A 17241-nucleotide genomic window follows, 5' to 3' on the forward strand; every position below is an offset into this window, starting at 1 on the left:
ACGAGATTAAAGAACAAATACGGTTGACGGTCAATTAAAAAAGCCCCTTTAGGGGCAGTTAGTAAGGAGCCCTTATAGGGCGTTACTAAAACCGCCTGTTTTACAGGCGGATATTTATTTTCTGCAGAAATCAAGAGGGGAAAGTTTTATATATCAGTAACTCTTACCTGAATGATTGGTGACCAAATTAGTAGTTCAATAGATGTTTGGGTGCTAAAAGGACTATGGACAAAAAACGTTTTTCCTAAAATTAGGAAACTTATTACATAATTAGAAAAAGTATAGTATTATAGCTTTGGTTAAAATCTAATCTTTCATAAAAAAGATTGTTTTTTTAGATGTAATTATAGAGGTCGAACCGATATAAAATTAATATCTGTGAAAAGGAGGGTTTTGATGAAACTTGATGAGTATAAAAGGCTTGCGGCAGAACAGGAAGATTGGGCACCAGGATGGGAATCGATAGATTCGGTTTTTGATAACCTCTATCCTAACCAAAGTCCAGCCCATTACGGAACATTGTTACATTCTCGTGCCATTTTTGGTGGTGATGAATATTTAGATGGATATAGTATTTATGATTCACCAAAAGGATTTAAACATTTAGTTACCTACGGAATGACAGAACTTTATACAAATGAAGAAGCATTCGCTGGTGAGTGGAGTCGCTGGGGCTATGAAATGACGATAAAGCTTAAAGAACAAACAAATGATGAATGTATGTGGGCCATTGATATGTTATCTAACCTTGCAAGATATACTTTCACTCAAAATCGTTTTTTTAAGCCATTGCAATTTATAGCAGGAAATGGAAGTTCTCTTCATATAGGGACGGATTCCAATATTACAGCTTTATTAGTCGTGAATGATACTGAAGCTGAAGGGATTAATACGGTTCATGGTAAAGTGGAATTTATGCAATTAGTTGGTATTACACAAAGAGAATTAGAACTATTAATGGAAAATCGAAAGAAAGCAGATGTTCTTATTGAGGAGATGAAGAAGGATAACCCGTTTTTAATAACAGATATGAAAAGGACCGATTCTTATTTATAATAGTTTAAAAGACTTCAATTTGAAATTTTAACTTCAGGAATATTTACTTACTATAGACTGAATGTTAAAATAAATCGGTCTAAACAAATACCTTTTTAAGGAAAAATTAACAATTAGGAGGAATGAAATGTCGGTACCCCCAAATTTTGAAGATTCATCAACAAACAGCGTAGAGGAAGAAGGTATAGCTATAGAGGAACAAACAATAAATGAAGAAACGCCGAATGAGTACGGATTGAAGTATTGGTTAATTACACTTCTTCTTTTAGCGATTCCTTTTGTAAATATTGGATTTATTATTTACTGGGCATTCTTTGAAAAGAAGGAACCTCGTAAATCATTTACAAGAGCATATTTAATCATTTTTGGAAGCTTTTTTGTACTTTATATGTTATTAATAGCAGTATTTTTCTTCTTTTTTGCCATGGCTTATTTCCAAGATTCATATGAGTATTTTGGTGAGTCTACAAATAAGTATAGTGATGAATACGGTTATAGCGAAGACTATGAATACACTGAAGATTATTTATATGAAGATTCGTATTTGCCAACAAGTTATTATGATACAAGTGTAGTAAATGGTGTGGAAATAGCGGATAGTTGGACTGAACTTAATTATGATTATGAATGGGAACTATTTGTCGACCTATACGTTTCCGGTGAACAAGAAGTAAATGAAATTAAGTTAAAGGTAGAGCAAGTAGACATTGATGGTACAGTTTTAAATACTTCCTATGAGACATTCAATGAGCGTTATTTACCTGGTAATAACTATCACGTTCAACTAGATTTAACAGATAGCTATGATCCGAATGTAGCGGAACTTTGGATAAGTATTGTCGGTGAAAATGATTTAAATAATCTTTAATGAAAAGAACGATAAAAGTAGATGTATCGGTACATAAATGTAGCATTTTTTATTCCAATACATAAAGTTTATTTAAAGTAAAAATCCCACACCTTGCTTTGAGGTAGTGGGATTTAACCGTTATAAAGTTATAATTCTTCTTGGAAATAAATTTTGTAAAATTTTCGATTTGTCCCTTCATCATAACCAATTTCAATGAGCTCGTCGACTTGTTCGATGTTTTGGACATTCACTTGTATTTCGATATTGGAATCAAGTTTTATTTTCCGTTTATACGTTTTTTCTACCTTTTCAATAGCTGTTTCAGATATAACGGTTTCATATGGTTTGACAGTATTGACAATGATATCTTTTTGAGCGGGATCCACTTTTTCAAATACTGTATCAATATAATTATCTACTTGAAATTCCTCTTCATTTCTAAAATAATCGAGGGTTTTATTTAATAAACCTAACTTCTCTGTATTGGAATAACTTTCTTCTTTTAAAATATACTTTTTACATTCTGTTAATGCTAAATTCGTTTTATGGTAATGTTCATCAGCCACTTTAATTTTTAAAAAACGCTCTTGCCAATAGACGACATCTTCTTTTCGTTTTGTTTTAATAAAGACGATTGGAGCTTCATCCGCTCCCATATCGACGATAACGGCCATATTATTTATTTTCTTTGTGTTTATGCCATCAATACCATTTACAACAAGTTTGTTTTCTTCATTTTTCACATCTAAAAATAGTTCTTTTTCATCGATTTTGACAATTGCTAATACCTTTTTTGCACCAGTTGGCATCATACAATTTTCAAATAGACCGATAAATAATTCGCCACCTTTAATGTTTGGATGCTGGGAGGCACTTTGTAAATGGGTAGCAATATTTTTCGACTGTTCTAGAAAACCATCATCTTGGTCAAAAATTGATTTCACATAAGTATATATTTCGTTTAATCCGAGATCCGTTTCATGGAAAAATTCGTATGGTTGTTCAAAATCGATTTTATGAAAAGCTAATTGAGTAAAGGCTGCTTCCAGCATCATTTCTGGTTGAGGATACACTTCTTCGCCTGTTAAAAGGGTATCTGCTACATAATGGATAATATATTTCGATAATTGACTTTCACTAACATCTAGCATTATCTTCACCTTCTCATCTAAAGTTGTCGATAATCTACCATAACATAATTTCTAGACTATGAATATATCACAATAATATTTACTTGTGACCTTTTATAATAGAGGGCTTTTATAAAGTTAGAGAGAAATAAAATAGTATCGTTCCTTGAGGAGTGGTGATAATGATCAGAGCTATTTTGTTCGATTTAGATGGGACGTTACTCAATCGTGATGAGTCGGTGAAATATTTTGTTGAAAATCAATATGACCGGTTTTGTACAAACTTTGAATTCATTTTAAAGGAGATGTACACAAAGAGATTTCTGGAACTCGATAATCGAGGATATGTCTGGAAAGATAAAGTATACCAAAAGTTGACAAGGGAAATGGATATAAACAAAGTAGCGTGGCAAGAGTTGTATGAAGATTACATTACTGAATTTTACCATTATTGCATTCCTTTTCCTCATCTCAAAATGATGTTAGAGGAATTAAAAAGGAACAACCTTTTATTAGGTATCGTGACAAATGGAATGGGGCAATTTCAAATGGCAAAGATAAAGGCACTAGAAATTGAAAGAATATTTTCAAACAATTATTATCTCAGAATGGGAAGGGGAAAAAAAGCCTCATCCTAAAATATTCAAAAGAGCAATGGAGAAACTAGACGTTTCCCCTTGCGACTGTGTATTTGTTGGTGATCATCCTCTCAATGATATCGAAGCTAGCCAAAAGGTTGGGATGAAGACCATATGGAAAAAGGATTACACTACTTTTTATGTGAACGCAGATTATACAATAGATAATTTAGCAGAAATTCCTCTTATTATTTCCAATTTAAATAATGGGGAGGGGAAAAAAGGATGTTCTTTCATTTTGATTGAAAAATAGGCTATAATCATTCTGATTGGAATAAAAATGCGTGGATTATTATCGTTTTGATTAATTTTCTCGTATAATACGCATAAATAGAAAGTTGGATGGAGGAGATGAAGTGGATCAAATCGATAAAAATATTTTGTCGCTTTTAACTGAAAATGGGCGTTTATCTTATGTAGATATCGCGAAAGAATTAGGTCTATCCCGGGTTGCTGTCCGTGAACGGGTTGCTAAACTAATGGATGATGGCGTAATCGAGCAATTTACCGTTGTCATTAATAGCTCGAAAGTAGGGAAAGAGGTTTCTGCATTTTTTGAAATAGACTGTGAGCCAAGTTCCCTCGTTCGAGTAGCGGAAGCATTGGCGGAAAATCCAAGTGTGGCCAGCTGCTATCAAATGACGGGACCTTCTACATTACATACCCACGTATTAGTTGATAATTTTCCTGCTCTTGAACGATTCATCAATGAAGAATTATATGCATTAGACGGAATTACCCGAGTTGAAAGTCATATTTTGCTTCGACGATTTAAAAGTAGACGTGGTTTAAAATTATAATAATTTTTAAAACTCATCGTAGATTACGATGGGTTTTTTTATATCTTACATTTTGTTTTACAAACATAGGTAAATGGAAACATTTCGTAAGTCGAAAGGTATGGAGAATTATGAAAAGCCTATTTCTATCGCAATGTAAACCTTTTCAGTTTCCGAACAAAAATTAATGTTATGGGGAAAAATAGTAACTTTTCGGAAGTATTTTGCTGCTAAAACTATCAAAAAGTAGAATGATTAGATAGAATTTTTAAAAAAATCTATATTTTTTGTAGATTTTTAAATTTCTATGGCGTATAATCGTTTTTAAATTATTCAGAACATTAAGTAAGTGAAATTGAAAATTTGGTTTACAAATGTTCGAAAAGGAGGCTGTTAAATGATTGCAATGATTGTCCGTAGGTTTTTTCAATTGATTTTCTTATTATTTGGAATTACCTTCTTAGTTTTTTCTTCTATGTATCTTGCACCTGGAGACCCAGCTTCTATGATTGGAGGGCCAACTGCAACAGAAAGCGATCTAGAAGCCATTCGAGATGATTTAGGATTGAATGATCCTTTCCTCACTCAATACGGTCGCTACATAGCCAACTTAGCTCAAGGAGATTTAGGATTCTCCTATCAAACCCGCCAGCCAGTTGCTGAGGCTATTGCTATTCGATTTCCAAACACATTAAAGCTTGCCGTCGCCAGTATGATTATTGCGATTATAATTGGAATCTTCGCTGGTTTAATTTCAGCATTGAAGCACAATAGCTGGTTGGATGTCACTTCGACTACCTTTGCCCTCGGAGGAATTTCCATTCCCAACTTTTGGTTAGGTTCCATTCTTATTTTAATCTTTTCCGTTAATCTTCAATGGCTCCCGGTAGCGGGATTGTCAGATCCGTGGTGGACAGCAGAAGGAATCAAACAGCTCATCTTACCAGCCATAACGCTCGGAACCGGTTCGGCAGCGATGATTGCCCGAATGGTCAGGTCTTCGATGCTTGAGGTTGTTCGTGCTGATTATGTGCGAACGGCAAGAGCGAAAGGCGTGAAAGAGCGCAGTGTTATTTGGATTCATACTTTAAAAAATGCGATGATTCCTGTCATTACAGTAATTGGTTTGAATTTCGGTGCATTGTTAGGTGGCACGATTATTACTGAGAAAGTGTTCGCTATTAATGGGGTTGGGCGTTTAATGATTGATGCGATTGCAGCCCGCGACTTCCCGATGGTACAAGGATCTGTATTACTAATCGCAACTTTATTTGTTCTAGTAAATCTGATCGTCGATATTGTTTATACGTATATTGATCCAAGAATTAAATATCAGTAAGAAAGGGGGATGACAATGGCTGAAACGGTAGCTTTAACAAGTATTAAAAAAGAAAAGAAGAAAGAAAAAACCTTTATCGTCATTACGAAACGATTGTTAAAAAATAAACTGGCAGTTGCTGGTTTAATTATTATCGCGCTCCAAATCGCCATGGCAATATTTGCCCCGTTTATTACTTTTCATGATCCGGTAAAGCAAAACTTAAATTTAAGTGAGCTTCCGATGTTTAGTGAAAATCATTGGTTAGGAACAGACAATTACGGCCGTGATGTATGGAGCCGAATTGTATATGGAGCACGTATTAGTTTAATCGTTGGGATTGTTGCCGTAACTTTAGGACTTATCGGTGGCGTTATCCTCGGGATGCTCGGTGGTTATTATAAAAAACTAGATGGCTTGATTATGAGAATAGTAGATTTGTTGTTCTCATTCCCAGGTATTTTACTTGCCATGCTGATTATTGCCATTTTAGGAACAAGTTTAATCAATGTGGCCATTGCTATAAGTATTTGGTCAATCCCTACTTGTGCAAGAATTGTTAGAGGTTCCGTTCTTTCCATTAAAGAAAAGGAATATATCATGGCGATGAAATCGTTAGGAGCTTCGGACTTACGCATTATGTTCAAACATATATTGCCAAACGCCTTTGCTCCAATTATTGTATTTGCCACAATGCGGATGGCAACAGCCATTCTTTCTACGGCTTCACTAAGTTATTTAGGATTAGGGGCTCAGCCGCCAACGCCTGAATGGGGGGCGATGATTTCCCAAGGACAAGCATTTATGTGGACTTCCCCCCACTTAACGATAATACCAGGTATTGCCATTATGTTAACCGTGTTTGCCTTTAATGTAGTGGGTGATGGATTACGCGATGCCATTGATCCAAATATGGATATTCAATAAAACAAACGGAGGAATGAAAATGAAGAAAAATTGGTTCTTAATGTTTACCCTCATTACGGCTCTATTATTAGCAGCCTGTTCGAGCGATGATTCATCATCTCAATCAAGCAATGAATCTAGTGGAGGTTCGAAGGAAGTTGAAAGTTTAACGTATGCTTCTTTAACAGATGCAGTTGGTTTAAGCCCGATTATGACAAATGACTCAGCATCTTCTAACGTTATTGAACATGTTTATGAAACTCTTTTTGAAAGAGATGCTGAGACGATGGAAATTAAACCATTATTAGCTGAATCCTATGAAAACCCAGATGAACTTACTTGGGTAATCAAATTAAAACAAGGAATTAAATTCCATGATGGAACAGACTTCAATGCAGAAGCAGTGAAATATACGTTTGATAAACTACGAGATCCAGCAACAGCAGCACCTCGTGCAAGTTTACTAGAACCGGTAGATACAATTACAGTTATTGACGATTACACAGTTGAAATTAAAACGAAATATCCATACGGACCATTTTTAGCAGCTTTATCCCACTCGAATGCAGCGATTGTTAGTCCAACAGCTGACCAAAAGCAAGATTTAATGAAGGAACCAGTTGGGACAGGTCCATTTAAGTTTGTTAGTTGGACACCAGGTGACCAAGTTGTATTAGAAGCTAATCCTGAATATCGTGATGGCCCACCGGCAGTGAAAAAGTTCATTTTAAAAGTTGTTCCAGAAGTATCCACAGCAATTTCTATGTTACAGGCAGGGGAAGTACAATTTATTGACAAGCTTCCAACTGAACAGTTAAGCCGGATTGAGGGGATGAAAAATGTTAATGTCGAAAAAGTAAATGGTACAGGAGAATACTATTTAACATTCAATTTCTCCCGTCCTGAAAATCAAGATCCAGAGTTTAGAAAAGCGGTAGCAAGTGCTATCGATCGCGATGCATTTATTTCAAAATTAAATGGTTTAGGTGTAAGAAGCGACAGTGTCATCGGACCTCAAGTGTTTGGTTATCAAGATACTGCTGATAATGCTGGAACACCATATGACTTAGAAACAGCAAAAGAATTAGTAAAGAAAAATGGTTATGATAAACGTCCGATTACGTTACTTACTGCTAACCGTGGAAACTTCGTATTAATGGCTGAAGTTGTTCAAGCTCAATTAGCGGAGGCAGGATTCGATGTTCAAATTGAAACGATGGAATGGGCAGCATTTTTAGATACTGCAAGAGCGGGAAATTATGACCTTACATTCTTAAGTTGGTCAAACGTAACTGCAGATGGTTCTGAATTACTTTACCCTAACTTCCATAGCGATAATGTTGGTTCATCAAACCGTGCCCAATATAGTAATCCAGAATTCGATAAACTGGTAGAAGCGTCAAGAACGACGACAAATCAAGAAGAACGCTTAACGATTTTAGATCAAGCAAATCGATTAATGCTTCAAGATGATGCGGTAGTCGTAATGTATCACGACGTTGTAACAGCAGCATTAAGCAATGATTTACAAGGGCTAATTCTTGATCCGACTGGGAAATGGGATATTTCTGCTGTAACAGCAAAATAGTTGAAAAGTTAACGGGACAAAAAGGGAACAAACTTAACTTGTCCGGTCGGTTAATGAACAATGGGTTGGATACACCACTTACAGATTGTTCACACACCTTTACAAGTAATGCAGAAAGTAGGGTTACATTATGGGAGAGACATTACTGGAAGTCAAAAACATTGTGACGGAATTTCGCACAGCAGACGGACAACTTCCCGCTGTGCGAGATGTCTCCTTTTCATTACAAAAAGGAGAAACACTGTGCATTGTCGGTGAATCAGGTTGCGGTAAAAGTATTACTTCTCTCTCGGTAATTGGACTATTACCTAGCAATGGAAAGATTACGAGTGGAGAAATTCTTTATGAAGGCAACCCAATTCACAATTTACCACAAGAAAAAATGCGTAAAATACGCGGTAATAAAATTTCAATGATATTTCAAGAACCGATGACTGCTTTAAATCCGGTACTTACAATTGGTTATCAAATTCGGGAACCGTTAATGATTCATCATGGGTTATCGAAATCAGAAGCAACAAAACAAGGGATTGAATTGCTAAAACAAGTAGGGATTCCTTACCCGGAAAAACGGATGAATCAATACCCCCACGAACTGAGTGGAGGAATGCGTCAACGGGTTATGATTGCTATTGCTTTATCTTGTAATCCAGGATTGTTAATTGCGGATGAACCGACGACCGCATTAGATGTTACGATCCAAGCTCAAATTCTTGATCTCATTAAAGCTTTAAAAGAAAAGTACAACATGGGTGTCATGATGATTACCCATGATATGGGTGTTGTAGCCGAAGTTGCTGATCGGGTTATGGTGATGTATGCAGGGAAAAAGGTTGAAGAAGGAACGGTTGAAGAAATCTTTAATAACCCAAAGCACCCTTATACAATAGGTCTTTTAAATTCTGTACCTAATGTAGACGATCCAGATTTTGAATTGGAATCGATTCCTGGATCTCTACCTAGTCTAAATGAACAAATCACTGGATGTCGATTCCATACGAGATGTCAATTTGCAACGGATATTTGCCGGACAAAAGAGCCGACAGTATATGAAGTATCAGCAAGTCATAAAGTGAGCTGTTGGTTAACGGAAGAGGGGGTGAACAAATGAAAGTCGCTTTAGAAAAAACATCGCCAAAAGAAAATACTGATTCAAAGGTGCTCCTAGAACTCCAAGGCATTAAAAAATATTTTCCTATTAAAGGTGGCGTTCTGCAACGGAAACAAGGCGATGTCAAAGCGGTGGAGAATGTTTCCCTTAAGCTTTTTGAAGGGGAGAGTTTAGGAGTAGTAGGTGAATCGGGGTGCGGAAAATCAACATTAGGTAGAGCTATTTTAGGATTAGAAGAGTTAACCGATGGTAAAATCTTTTTTCAAGGTACTGAAATTCAAGATTTAAAGAGAAAAGAAAAGCTTCGGTTTGTAAAACAAATGCAAATGATTTTCCAAGATCCCTTTGCCTCATTGAACCCCCGTCAACGAATTGGTCATGCGTTGGAGGAAGTGTTCACGATGCATACAGACATGTCGGCAAAGGAAAAAAGGGAAGCGGTCATTAGTTTATTAGAAGAAGTTGGATTAAAAGAGGATCATTTTTATAAATATCCCCATGAATTTAGTGGGGGGCAACGTCAACGGATAGGTATTGCCCGTGCCATTGCCTTAAATCCTTCCTTTGTCATTTGTGACGAAGCGGTTTCGGCCCTTGATGTGTCCGTTCAAGCTCAAGTATTAAAGTTGTTAAAGACATTACAGGAGAAATATCAGCTTTCTTATTTGTTCATTTCCCATGACTTAGGTGTCGTACGTTATTTCTGTGATCGGGTGCTTGTTATGTATTTAGGTAATACGGTGGAACTTGGTACAGTAAAAGACTTGTTTGATAAGCCTCTTCATCCATACACGCAAGCATTATTATCGGCGATTCCAAGACCTACCGTTAATCGGAATCGTTCGAGAATTCGTCTTCAAGGGGATTTACCAAATCCGGCAAATCCGCCTAGTGGTTGTCCGTTTCATACGAGATGTCCAATTGCAACGGAAAAATGTTCAGCTGAAAAACCGGAGTGGAAAGAATACGGACCAAATCATTTTGCTGCCTGTCATTTTGCAGGTCAGTCTATATTGTAAAGAAAACTCCTCCTACGAAAATAGTAGGGGGAATATTAGTTTCGTAGTAAACTATATTTAAACAAATGAAACTTGGTACTATGTAGTTGAATGTTGTTTATAGGAGGAATGTTCATGGATTATTTATTTCACCCATTTGCATCAAAACGACATACCGTTTTTGCTAAAAAGGGGATGGTGGCTACTTCACAGCCATTAGCAGCACAAGCAGGATTAGAAATTTTACAAAAGGGTGGGAATGCGATTGATGCAGCCATTGCGACAGCGGCTGCTTTAACTGTTGTTGAACCGACTTCAAACGGAATCGGTGGTGATGCTTTTGCGTTAGTATGGATCAAAGATCAATTGCATGGATTGAATGCTTCGGGTCCTTCTCCACAATCTATATCAGCTCATGCAGTTAAGGAGTTAGGGTTTGACAAAATGCCAGTACATGGTGTTATTCCGGTTACCGTTCCGGGTGTCCCAGCTGCATGGGCGGCATTGGCAAAACGTTTTGGGCGTCTACCATTATTAGAATCATTAAAACCAGCAATCCGCTATGCGGAAGAAGGATATCCGTTAACGCCGATTTTAGGGAAATATTGGCGTATCGCCTATAACAAATTTAAAACGACTTTTGCAACAGAAGAATTTGATGCATGGTTTGAAACTTTTGCTCCAAATGGAAGAGCCCCTGAAATAGGGGAAGTTTGGAAATCACCGGGTCATGCTGCAACACTGAAGTCAATTGGGGAAACGGAAGGCCGCTCCTTCTATGAAGGAGAACTTGCTGATAAAATTGATTCATTTATGAAACAGCATAATGGATTTTTAACGAAAAGTGATTTAAGCCAATTTGAACCCCAATGGGTAACGCCGATTTCCACCAATTATAGAGGCTATGATGTTTGGGAAATTCCACCTAATGGGCAAGGAATGGTAGCTCTTATGGCATTAAATATATTCGAAAAATTACCAACGCCCCAATGGCAAAGCGCGGAAACGATCCATCATCAAATTGAGTCGATGAAACTGGCTTTTACAGATGGTCAAGCATATATAACAGAACCGGAGGAAATGCCGATTTCTGTTGAAGAATTATTGTCTGATCGTTATGCAGAAAGACGCAGCCAAATGATTGGTGATGAGGCCCTTGATCCGCAACCTGTTGAATTAGTAAAGGGTGGTACTGTCTATTTAGCTGCTGCAGATGAAGAAGGAAATATGATTTCCTATATTCAAAGTAATTATATGGGCTTTGGTTCGGGAATCGTTATCCCGGGAACGGGCATAGCGATGCAAAATCGTGGAGCAGACTTTAGTTTAGATGAATCCCATCCGAACGTGTTAAAGCCTGGTAAGAGAACATATCATACGATTATTCCAGGATTTTTAACGAAGGACGGGCAAGCAGTCGGACCATTTGGTGTAATGGGTGGTTATATGCAGCCTCAAGGCCATTTCCAAGTTGTAACGAACACGATTGATTATTTATTAAATCCTCAAGCAGCTTTAGATATGCCAAGATGGCAATGGATGAAGGGTAAAACGGTACACGTGGAGCCGGAGTTCCCGAACTACTTAGTTCAGGCGCTTGCACGTAAAGGTCATGATGTGCATGTAACTTCGGATGGTGGTAGTTTTGGGCGTGGTCAAATTATTTGGCGAAATCCAGAAACTGGAGTATTGCAAGGTGGAACAGAATCCCGTACAGATGGAGCAATAGCGGCTTGGTAAAAACTGTAGAGAAAGAACAGGCACCTGAGTCCCTAACTCCTGAACCACCACGCCCTTATTGGAAAAGAAATTGGGATATTATTGTCGCCTTCTTTCGAGTAGGAATGTTAGGCTTTGGAGGGGGGCCATCTGCTATTCCCCTTGTGCATCAAGAAGCCGTAAAAAAATATAAATGGATGACAGATGAGGAATTTTCGGATACATTAGCTATTGCTAACACGCTTCCAGGACCAATTGCTACGAAAATGGGCGGTTATATTGGCTATCGTGTTGCCGGTGTCGTTGGTTGTATCGGTGCCTTGCTTGCAACGGTTGCTCCAACTGCCATCATCATGATTTTTTTACTGCAAGTTTTACAAAAATTTAAAGATATACCATGGGTACAACATATGTCCATGTCAGTTGTACCTGTTGTCGCTGTAATGCTTGCGACGATGACGTGGGATTTTATAAAAAAATCAGGGGAAACCCTTGGCTGGTTAAAAGGATCAATTTTTATATTTTGTGCTTTACTTTTAACGGAATTACTTCAAATTCATCCAGCAATCGTGATTTTAGCTTTAATTATTTACGTGTTTCTTCCCTTTAGCCGAAGGGGGTTAAAGAAATGATATATTGGGAAATTTTCTGGGCCTTCTTTATATCGAGTATTTTAGGTTATGGTGGTGGACCGGCTTCCATTCCGTTAGTAGAAAAGGAAGTTGTAGACCATTACGGCTGGCTGACAAACCAGGAATTTAGTGAAGTGTTAGCGGTTGGTAACTCATTACCTGGACCGATTGCTACGAAACTTGCTGCCTACATTGGCTATACAGAAGGTGGTTTCCTTGGTAGTTTTATAGGTTTGTTTGCTACAGTAGCCCCATCCATTATTTTAATGTTGCTGTTAATGGCGGTCTTACTGAAACATAAAGATAAGCCTCAAGTTAAAAATATTAGCGTTGTAGTACGGCCGGTCATAGCTGTTCTACTAGGTGTAATGACGTTCGATTTTGCAAAAGATAGTGTTGTAAGTCTAGGACTCATTTATACAATCATTTTATTAGTAGGAAGTTATGTATTACTTGAAAAATTGAAATGGCATCCAGCGCTAGTTATTCTTATTGCGCTTGTAATAGGTGCAGTAACTGGTTTATACAATTCCGGGGAATTAACCTTCGGATTTTAAAGTGAATGCCTAAAGAAGTTCAACCGATATTCTGGTTGAACTTTTTTTGTTTTCCGAGTTTATAAGATTTATTTAATATAGTATCGCTCGAAAAAGAATTTTCTAATTTTTAGCTACCGAAAATGCATGAAAACTATTGGAAGTTCAAAATAGTAAATTTTTTACGTAATCTTTTTACACTTTGTCTAATGTATATGACAATTTCCTCGCTATATAATTATGTAAACAATCTTCACATATTGAGTGATAAAATCTGCCATTAAATAATTGGTTATTCCGACAATGGAATGGAGAAGGAGAGATGTTCATGACAATAACGAAAATAGACAGTCCGGAAATTATGATGAGTCAAGTAAGTATGTGTTACAAAACGAATTCAACTGAAGTACTGGCGTTAAAAGAAGTGACAGTAAATATTCAAAAGGGGGAGTTTGTATCTTTACTCGGACCGTCCGGTTGTGGGAAAACGACATTGCTTCGTATAATGGCAGATTTATTGCAACCTACAAGTGGTGAAATTACTATCTCAGGCGGAACAGCAAAAGAGGCTCGATTGGCACGGAAATATGGTATCGTTTTTCAAAGTCCTGTTTTGTATGATTGGCGAAAAGTTAAAAAGAATATTACATTGCCATTGGAAATGATAGGGCTACAAAAAGAAGAACGGGAAGAGAGGGCTGAACGATTACTAGAATTAATAGGACTCTCAAAATTTAAAGATCAATACCCTTGGCAATTAAGTGGTGGAATGCAGCAGCGTGTAGCCATTGCAAGGGCATTAGCCATTGAGCCGGAGATTCTACTAATGGACGAGCCTTTTTCTGCATTAGATGAATTTTCCCGGGAGCGATTAAATGAAGAACTGCTTTCCATCTGGTCTAAGGTAGGTAGTACCGTTGTTTTCGTTACCCATAGTATCCCCGAAGCGGTATTTTTATCAGACCGTGTTTTTGTTCTATCCCCACATCCAGGAAGATTATCGAAAGTAGTAAATATACCCCTACCTCGTCCAAGAAGAGAGGAAATGAGAAACAGTCCCGAATTTTATCAACTAATATCTGACATTCGTCAAAGTTTTGAAGGAGTGTAGCCGATGAAGTGGCAAGTGTATCGAAGTCGATGGGTTCCTACGATCATGTTAGTTATCGGTTTATTGTTTCTTTGGGAGTTTCTTTCTTGGCTTTTATTAACGTTAGATGTTCCATTAGCCCAATCGAAAGTTCCTTATATTCATGAATTAGTTATCACCTTTACCCAATATTCCGGAACCCTTTTTTCGGAAGGTTCGGTTACCTTGGCCAATGCTTCCCTAGGATTTCTTTTAGGGGCTGTTGGAGGAATTGTATTAGCTATTTTGATGAGTCTGACAAAATGGTTAGAACAACTCGCCTTTCCTTATGCTGTAGCTTCCCAAATGATTCCTATTCTAGGTTTAGCACCGATTGTGTATGGTATTTTTCGAGATGAACAATTAGCCAGAATTTTGATTGCAGCTTATACAACCTTTTTCCCTGTTACTCTAAATATGTTACGAGGTTTGCGCAGTGCTGAACCTTCCTCCCTTGAACTAATGTACTCCTATGCAGCAAAAAAGTGGACCATTTATACCCGGCTTCGCTTTCCACAGGCATTGCCAAGTCTTTTTACGGGGTTAAAAATTGCAGCACCTTTAGCTGTTACAGGTGCGATTTTAGTAGAGTTAATGGGTGCAACAAAAGGATTAGGGGTGCTTATGCTTCGTAATCTTTACTATGGCCCTTCCCATAATTATATGTTTTGGCTAACCGTTCTTTTTGCTGCTTTCTTAGGAATAGTAAGTTATTTCATTGTTACTGTTATAGAGCGAATAGTCACCCCATGGCAACCGGAATTTCGAAAGTCAGGAGGAGATAAATAGATGGGAGAAAAAATTGCTGATCATAAGACGTGGGTCGAATCATCTGTTGAACAAGAAACGTCCTCTCTTCCTTTTACATTTTCAATCTCTCAAAAAAGAACAAGTAGAAAGAAGAATGTACGTAAAGTTCTCTTACCTCTTATAGCGGGTATTTTGTTTTTATTATTATGGCAATATCAAGTTTTTCACCGTATTTTCCAGTTAGAAACTTATCAATTACCGATTCCCACAAGTATTGGAGAAGCCTTCGTTGAAAATTTTAGTACCCTTATTTCCTTCACAGGCTATACATTAACGGAAGCCTTCTTCGGAATGGTTATTGGATCAGCACTCGGGTTTCTTTGGGCAATACTTGCGGCAGCTTTTCCAAAATGGGGGAAAAGTGCATTAATGTTAATCGTCGCTTTCAATGCGGTTCCAATTGTTGCTTTAGCACCGATTATGAATCTCTGGTTTGGCAATGGAATTGGCTCAAGAATAGCAATTGTTACAATAACGACAATGGCCGCTATGGCAATAAATACGTATAAAGGGTTAATGAATGTAAATCCACTTGCATTAGATTTAATGTATTCCTACGCAGCTAAAAAAACTAAAGTATTTCGATATTTAAGAATCACCAATAGCCTACCATATATATTTACTGCTTTAAAAATTAATACGACGGCAAGCATGATTGGTGCCCTTGTTGGTGAGTTTTTCTACTCTTCAAAAGGATTAGGTTATTTACTTTCCAACTCAATTAAAATTGCTCAAATGCCCCTTGGATGGTGTTGTATTGTCATTGCTTCGATTGGAGGGGTCCTCTTTTATTTAATAATGGAAGGTTTAGAGAAAGTTTTCTTAAGTTGGCATACTTCTGAGAGAACGTAATGGATTCATTTAATTTAGATAAAATGACAATGAATTAGAGGGGGAATGGGAATGAAACGAAAATTTTATAGTGTTTATCGTTTATTTGCACTATTTGTACTTGTCATAGTTATGATATTGACTGCGTGTGGATCTGAAACGGAAAGTGGGACTAATTCTGAATCATCAAGTAATGGTTTAACGCCTGTTACATTGCAATTGAAGTGGGTTCCCCAAGCCCAATTTGCCGGTTATTATGTAGCGCTTGAAAAAGGATATTATGAGGAAGAAGGGCTTGATGTAACAATTGCTCCAGGTGGCCCTGACATTGTGCCGGAACAACAGGTTGCTAATGGAGCGGCACATATCGGGGTTGACTGGGTAGCAAGTTTATTACCCCATATTGAACAAGGGTTGCCTTTAGTGCAAATTGCACAAATTTATCAAGAAAGTGGATTGTTACTTATTTCGAAAAAGGATGCCGGAATTGAGTCGCCGGAAGATTTAGAAGACAAAAATGTTGGTAATTGGATGGGTGGAAATGAATTTGAACTATTAGCTTTATTTGATAAATATGGATTTGATCCAAATAGCGATCTTTCTTTTGTAAAACAAGCTTTTACGATGGATCAGTTTTTATCGGGAGAACTAGATGCAGCATCTGCTATGACCTATAATGAATATCATGTTGTTCTTGAATCGGGAGTTTCAGAAAGTGACTTAAATGTGATTGATATGAATGATGAAGGTGTTGCGATGCTCGAGGATAATCTATTTGCCAATAAAGAATGGTTAGAAGAAAATAAAGAGACGGCAGCAAAATTCCTTCGGGCTTCCATTAAAGGATGGCAAGAAGCGATAAAGGATCCAGAAGGTGCAGTAGATATTATAATGGCTGAATCTGAAGAAGGAAGTAGTACAAGGGAACACCAATTGACGATGATGAAAGAAGTGGCAAAACTTGTCGTTCCAGAAGGGTTTGATCCGGAAAAGATTGGACAAACCGATGCGGAAATGTTCCAACAAACAGCAGACATCGCCCACCAATTTGGGGTAATCGAAAAACCTGCTAATGTAGAAGAGGCTTTTACGAATGAAATATTTGAGATGGCCACTTCGCAATAATGTAAGAACAAGTATCACAAAATGAATATTATTTATAATAAGCAGGTAGAGGAAAACGGTATGTTTTTCTTTACTTTTTTTGTGT

General features: G+C 37.3%; 16 protein-coding genes and 1 pseudogene. 16 read left to right on the forward strand and 1 reads right to left on the reverse strand.

Annotation, left to right across the window (positions count from 1 at the left end; genetic code table 11):
- Positions 1 to 396: 396 nt before the first annotated feature.
- Positions 397 to 1056, forward strand: coding sequence for a suppressor of fused domain protein (locus tag EC501_RS06840; RefSeq protein WP_122971555.1), 660 nt, complete (start codon positions 397 to 399; stop codon positions 1054 to 1056).
- Positions 1057 to 1183: 127 nt separating this feature from the next.
- Positions 1184 to 1924, forward strand: a complete 741-nt coding sequence (locus EC501_RS18535; RefSeq protein ID WP_194071710.1) for a hypothetical protein — start codon at positions 1184 to 1186, stop codon at positions 1922 to 1924.
- A 128-nt stretch (positions 1925 to 2052) separates the two neighbouring features.
- Here the strand turns inward: EC501_RS18535 and EC501_RS06850 are convergent, their stop codons facing one another.
- Positions 2053 to 3057 carry a nucleoid-associated protein gene (locus tag EC501_RS06850; protein WP_122971556.1) on the reverse strand — a complete coding sequence of 335 codons (1005 nt, stop codon included), beginning with the start codon at positions 3055 to 3057 and terminating at the stop codon, positions 2053 to 2055.
- 161 nt (positions 3058 to 3218) lie between these two features.
- Here EC501_RS06850 and EC501_RS06855 point away from each other — a divergent pair.
- The 14 genes and pseudogenes from EC501_RS06855 (at position 3219) to EC501_RS06920 (ending at position 17156) form a co-directional block, all read left to right on the forward strand.
- A pseudogene (locus EC501_RS06855) lies at positions 3219 to 3927 on the forward strand (HAD family hydrolase).
- A gap of 103 nt (positions 3928 to 4030) precedes the next feature.
- Entirely contained in the window at positions 4031 to 4474 is a 444-nt protein-coding gene (locus EC501_RS06860; RefSeq protein WP_241559290.1) for an Lrp/AsnC family transcriptional regulator, read from the forward strand.
- Positions 4475 to 4850: 376 nt separating this feature from the next.
- Positions 4851 to 5792: a nickel ABC transporter permease gene (gene nikB / locus EC501_RS06865; protein WP_122971558.1), complete on the forward strand. Its 942-nt coding sequence runs from the start codon at positions 4851 to 4853 to the stop codon at positions 5790 to 5792.
- Between the two features lie 9 nt (positions 5793 to 5801).
- A complete protein-coding gene (locus EC501_RS06870) occupies positions 5802 to 6698 on the forward strand; it encodes an ABC transporter permease (protein WP_122971559.1) in 897 nt (298 codons plus the stop codon).
- A 19-nt stretch (positions 6699 to 6717) separates the two neighbouring features.
- Positions 6718 to 8265: a glutathione ABC transporter substrate-binding protein gene (locus EC501_RS06875; protein WP_174232665.1), complete on the forward strand. Its 1548-nt coding sequence runs from the start codon at positions 6718 to 6720 to the stop codon at positions 8263 to 8265.
- 130 nt (positions 8266 to 8395) lie between these two features.
- Positions 8396 to 9376: an ABC transporter ATP-binding protein gene (locus EC501_RS06880; RefSeq protein ID WP_122971560.1), complete on the forward strand. Its 981-nt coding sequence runs from the start codon at positions 8396 to 8398 to the stop codon at positions 9374 to 9376.
- Positions 9373 to 10395, forward strand: a complete 1023-nt coding sequence (locus EC501_RS06885; protein WP_122971561.1) for an ABC transporter ATP-binding protein — start codon at positions 9373 to 9375, stop codon at positions 10393 to 10395. Before EC501_RS06880 ends, EC501_RS06885 begins: the two co-directional genes overlap by 4 nt.
- A gap of 114 nt (positions 10396 to 10509) precedes the next feature.
- Complete coding sequence (locus EC501_RS06890; RefSeq protein ID WP_122971562.1) at positions 10510 to 12114, forward strand: gamma-glutamyltransferase family protein; 1605 nt, start codon at positions 10510 to 10512, stop codon at positions 12112 to 12114.
- 77 nt (positions 12115 to 12191) lie between these two features.
- A complete protein-coding gene (locus EC501_RS06895; protein ID WP_277749710.1) occupies positions 12192 to 12725 on the forward strand; it encodes a chromate transporter in 534 nt (177 codons plus the stop codon).
- Positions 12722 to 13282: a chromate transporter gene (locus EC501_RS06900; RefSeq protein WP_122971564.1), complete on the forward strand. Its 561-nt coding sequence runs from the start codon at positions 12722 to 12724 to the stop codon at positions 13280 to 13282. The genes EC501_RS06895 and EC501_RS06900 overlap by 4 nt, the downstream gene beginning before the upstream one ends.
- Positions 13283 to 13583: 301 nt before the next feature.
- Positions 13584 to 14372 carry an ABC transporter ATP-binding protein gene (locus tag EC501_RS06905; RefSeq protein ID WP_406927403.1) on the forward strand — a complete coding sequence of 263 codons (789 nt, stop codon included), beginning with the start codon at positions 13584 to 13586 and terminating at the stop codon, positions 14370 to 14372.
- Positions 14373 to 14375: 3 nt separating this feature from the next.
- Positions 14376 to 15179 (forward strand): ABC transporter permease, encoded by an 804-nt coding sequence (locus EC501_RS06910; protein ID WP_122971566.1) that lies wholly within the window; start codon positions 14376 to 14378, stop codon positions 15177 to 15179.
- Entirely contained in the window at positions 15180 to 16052 is an 873-nt protein-coding gene (locus EC501_RS06915; protein ID WP_122971567.1) for an ABC transporter permease, read from the forward strand.
- Positions 16053 to 16103: 51 nt separating this feature from the next.
- The gene (locus EC501_RS06920; protein ID WP_122971568.1) at positions 16104 to 17156 is read left to right on the forward strand and encodes an ABC transporter substrate-binding protein; all 1053 of its coding nucleotides are present in this window, start codon (positions 16104 to 16106) and stop codon (positions 17154 to 17156) included.
- Positions 17157 to 17241: the final 85 nt, after the last annotated feature.

Source organism: Lysinibacillus halotolerans, assembly GCF_003711845.1.
Classification (GTDB): domain Bacteria; phylum Bacillota; class Bacilli; order Bacillales_A; family Planococcaceae; genus Ureibacillus; species Ureibacillus halotolerans.

What these genes read in the sequence shown, in the direction of transcription:
- EC501_RS06840 (WP_122971555.1), top strand. Translation starts at nt 397, where the DNA reads ATGAAACTTGATGAGTATAAAAGGCTTGCGGCAGAACAGGAAGATTGG.
- EC501_RS18535 (WP_194071710.1), top strand. Translation starts at nt 1,184, where the DNA reads ATGTCGGTACCCCCAAATTTTGAAGATTCATCAACAAACAGCGTAGAG.
- EC501_RS06850 (WP_122971556.1), bottom strand. Translation starts at nt 3,057, where the DNA reads ATGCTAGATGTTAGTGAAAGTCAATTATCGAAATATATTATCCATTAT.
- nikB (WP_122971558.1), top strand. Translation starts at nt 4,851, where the DNA reads ATGATTGCAATGATTGTCCGTAGGTTTTTTCAATTGATTTTCTTATTA.
- EC501_RS06870 (WP_122971559.1), top strand. Translation starts at nt 5,802, where the DNA reads ATGACAATGGCTGAAACGGTAGCTTTAACAAGTATTAAAAAAGAAAAG.
- EC501_RS06875 (WP_174232665.1), top strand. Translation starts at nt 6,718, where the DNA reads ATGAAGAAAAATTGGTTCTTAATGTTTACCCTCATTACGGCTCTATTA.
- EC501_RS06880 (WP_122971560.1), top strand. Translation starts at nt 8,396, where the DNA reads ATGGGAGAGACATTACTGGAAGTCAAAAACATTGTGACGGAATTTCGC.
- EC501_RS06885 (WP_122971561.1), top strand. Translation starts at nt 9,373, where the DNA reads ATGAAAGTCGCTTTAGAAAAAACATCGCCAAAAGAAAATACTGATTCA.
- EC501_RS06890 (WP_122971562.1), top strand. Translation starts at nt 10,510, where the DNA reads ATGGATTATTTATTTCACCCATTTGCATCAAAACGACATACCGTTTTT.
- EC501_RS06900 (WP_122971564.1), top strand. Translation starts at nt 12,722, where the DNA reads ATGATATATTGGGAAATTTTCTGGGCCTTCTTTATATCGAGTATTTTA.
- EC501_RS06905 (WP_406927403.1), top strand. Translation starts at nt 13,584, where the DNA reads ATGTTCATGACAATAACGAAAATAGACAGTCCGGAAATTATGATGAGT.
- EC501_RS06910 (WP_122971566.1), top strand. Translation starts at nt 14,376, where the DNA reads ATGAAGTGGCAAGTGTATCGAAGTCGATGGGTTCCTACGATCATGTTA.
- EC501_RS06915 (WP_122971567.1), top strand. Translation starts at nt 15,180, where the DNA reads ATGGGAGAAAAAATTGCTGATCATAAGACGTGGGTCGAATCATCTGTT.
- EC501_RS06920 (WP_122971568.1), top strand. Translation starts at nt 16,104, where the DNA reads ATGAAACGAAAATTTTATAGTGTTTATCGTTTATTTGCACTATTTGTA.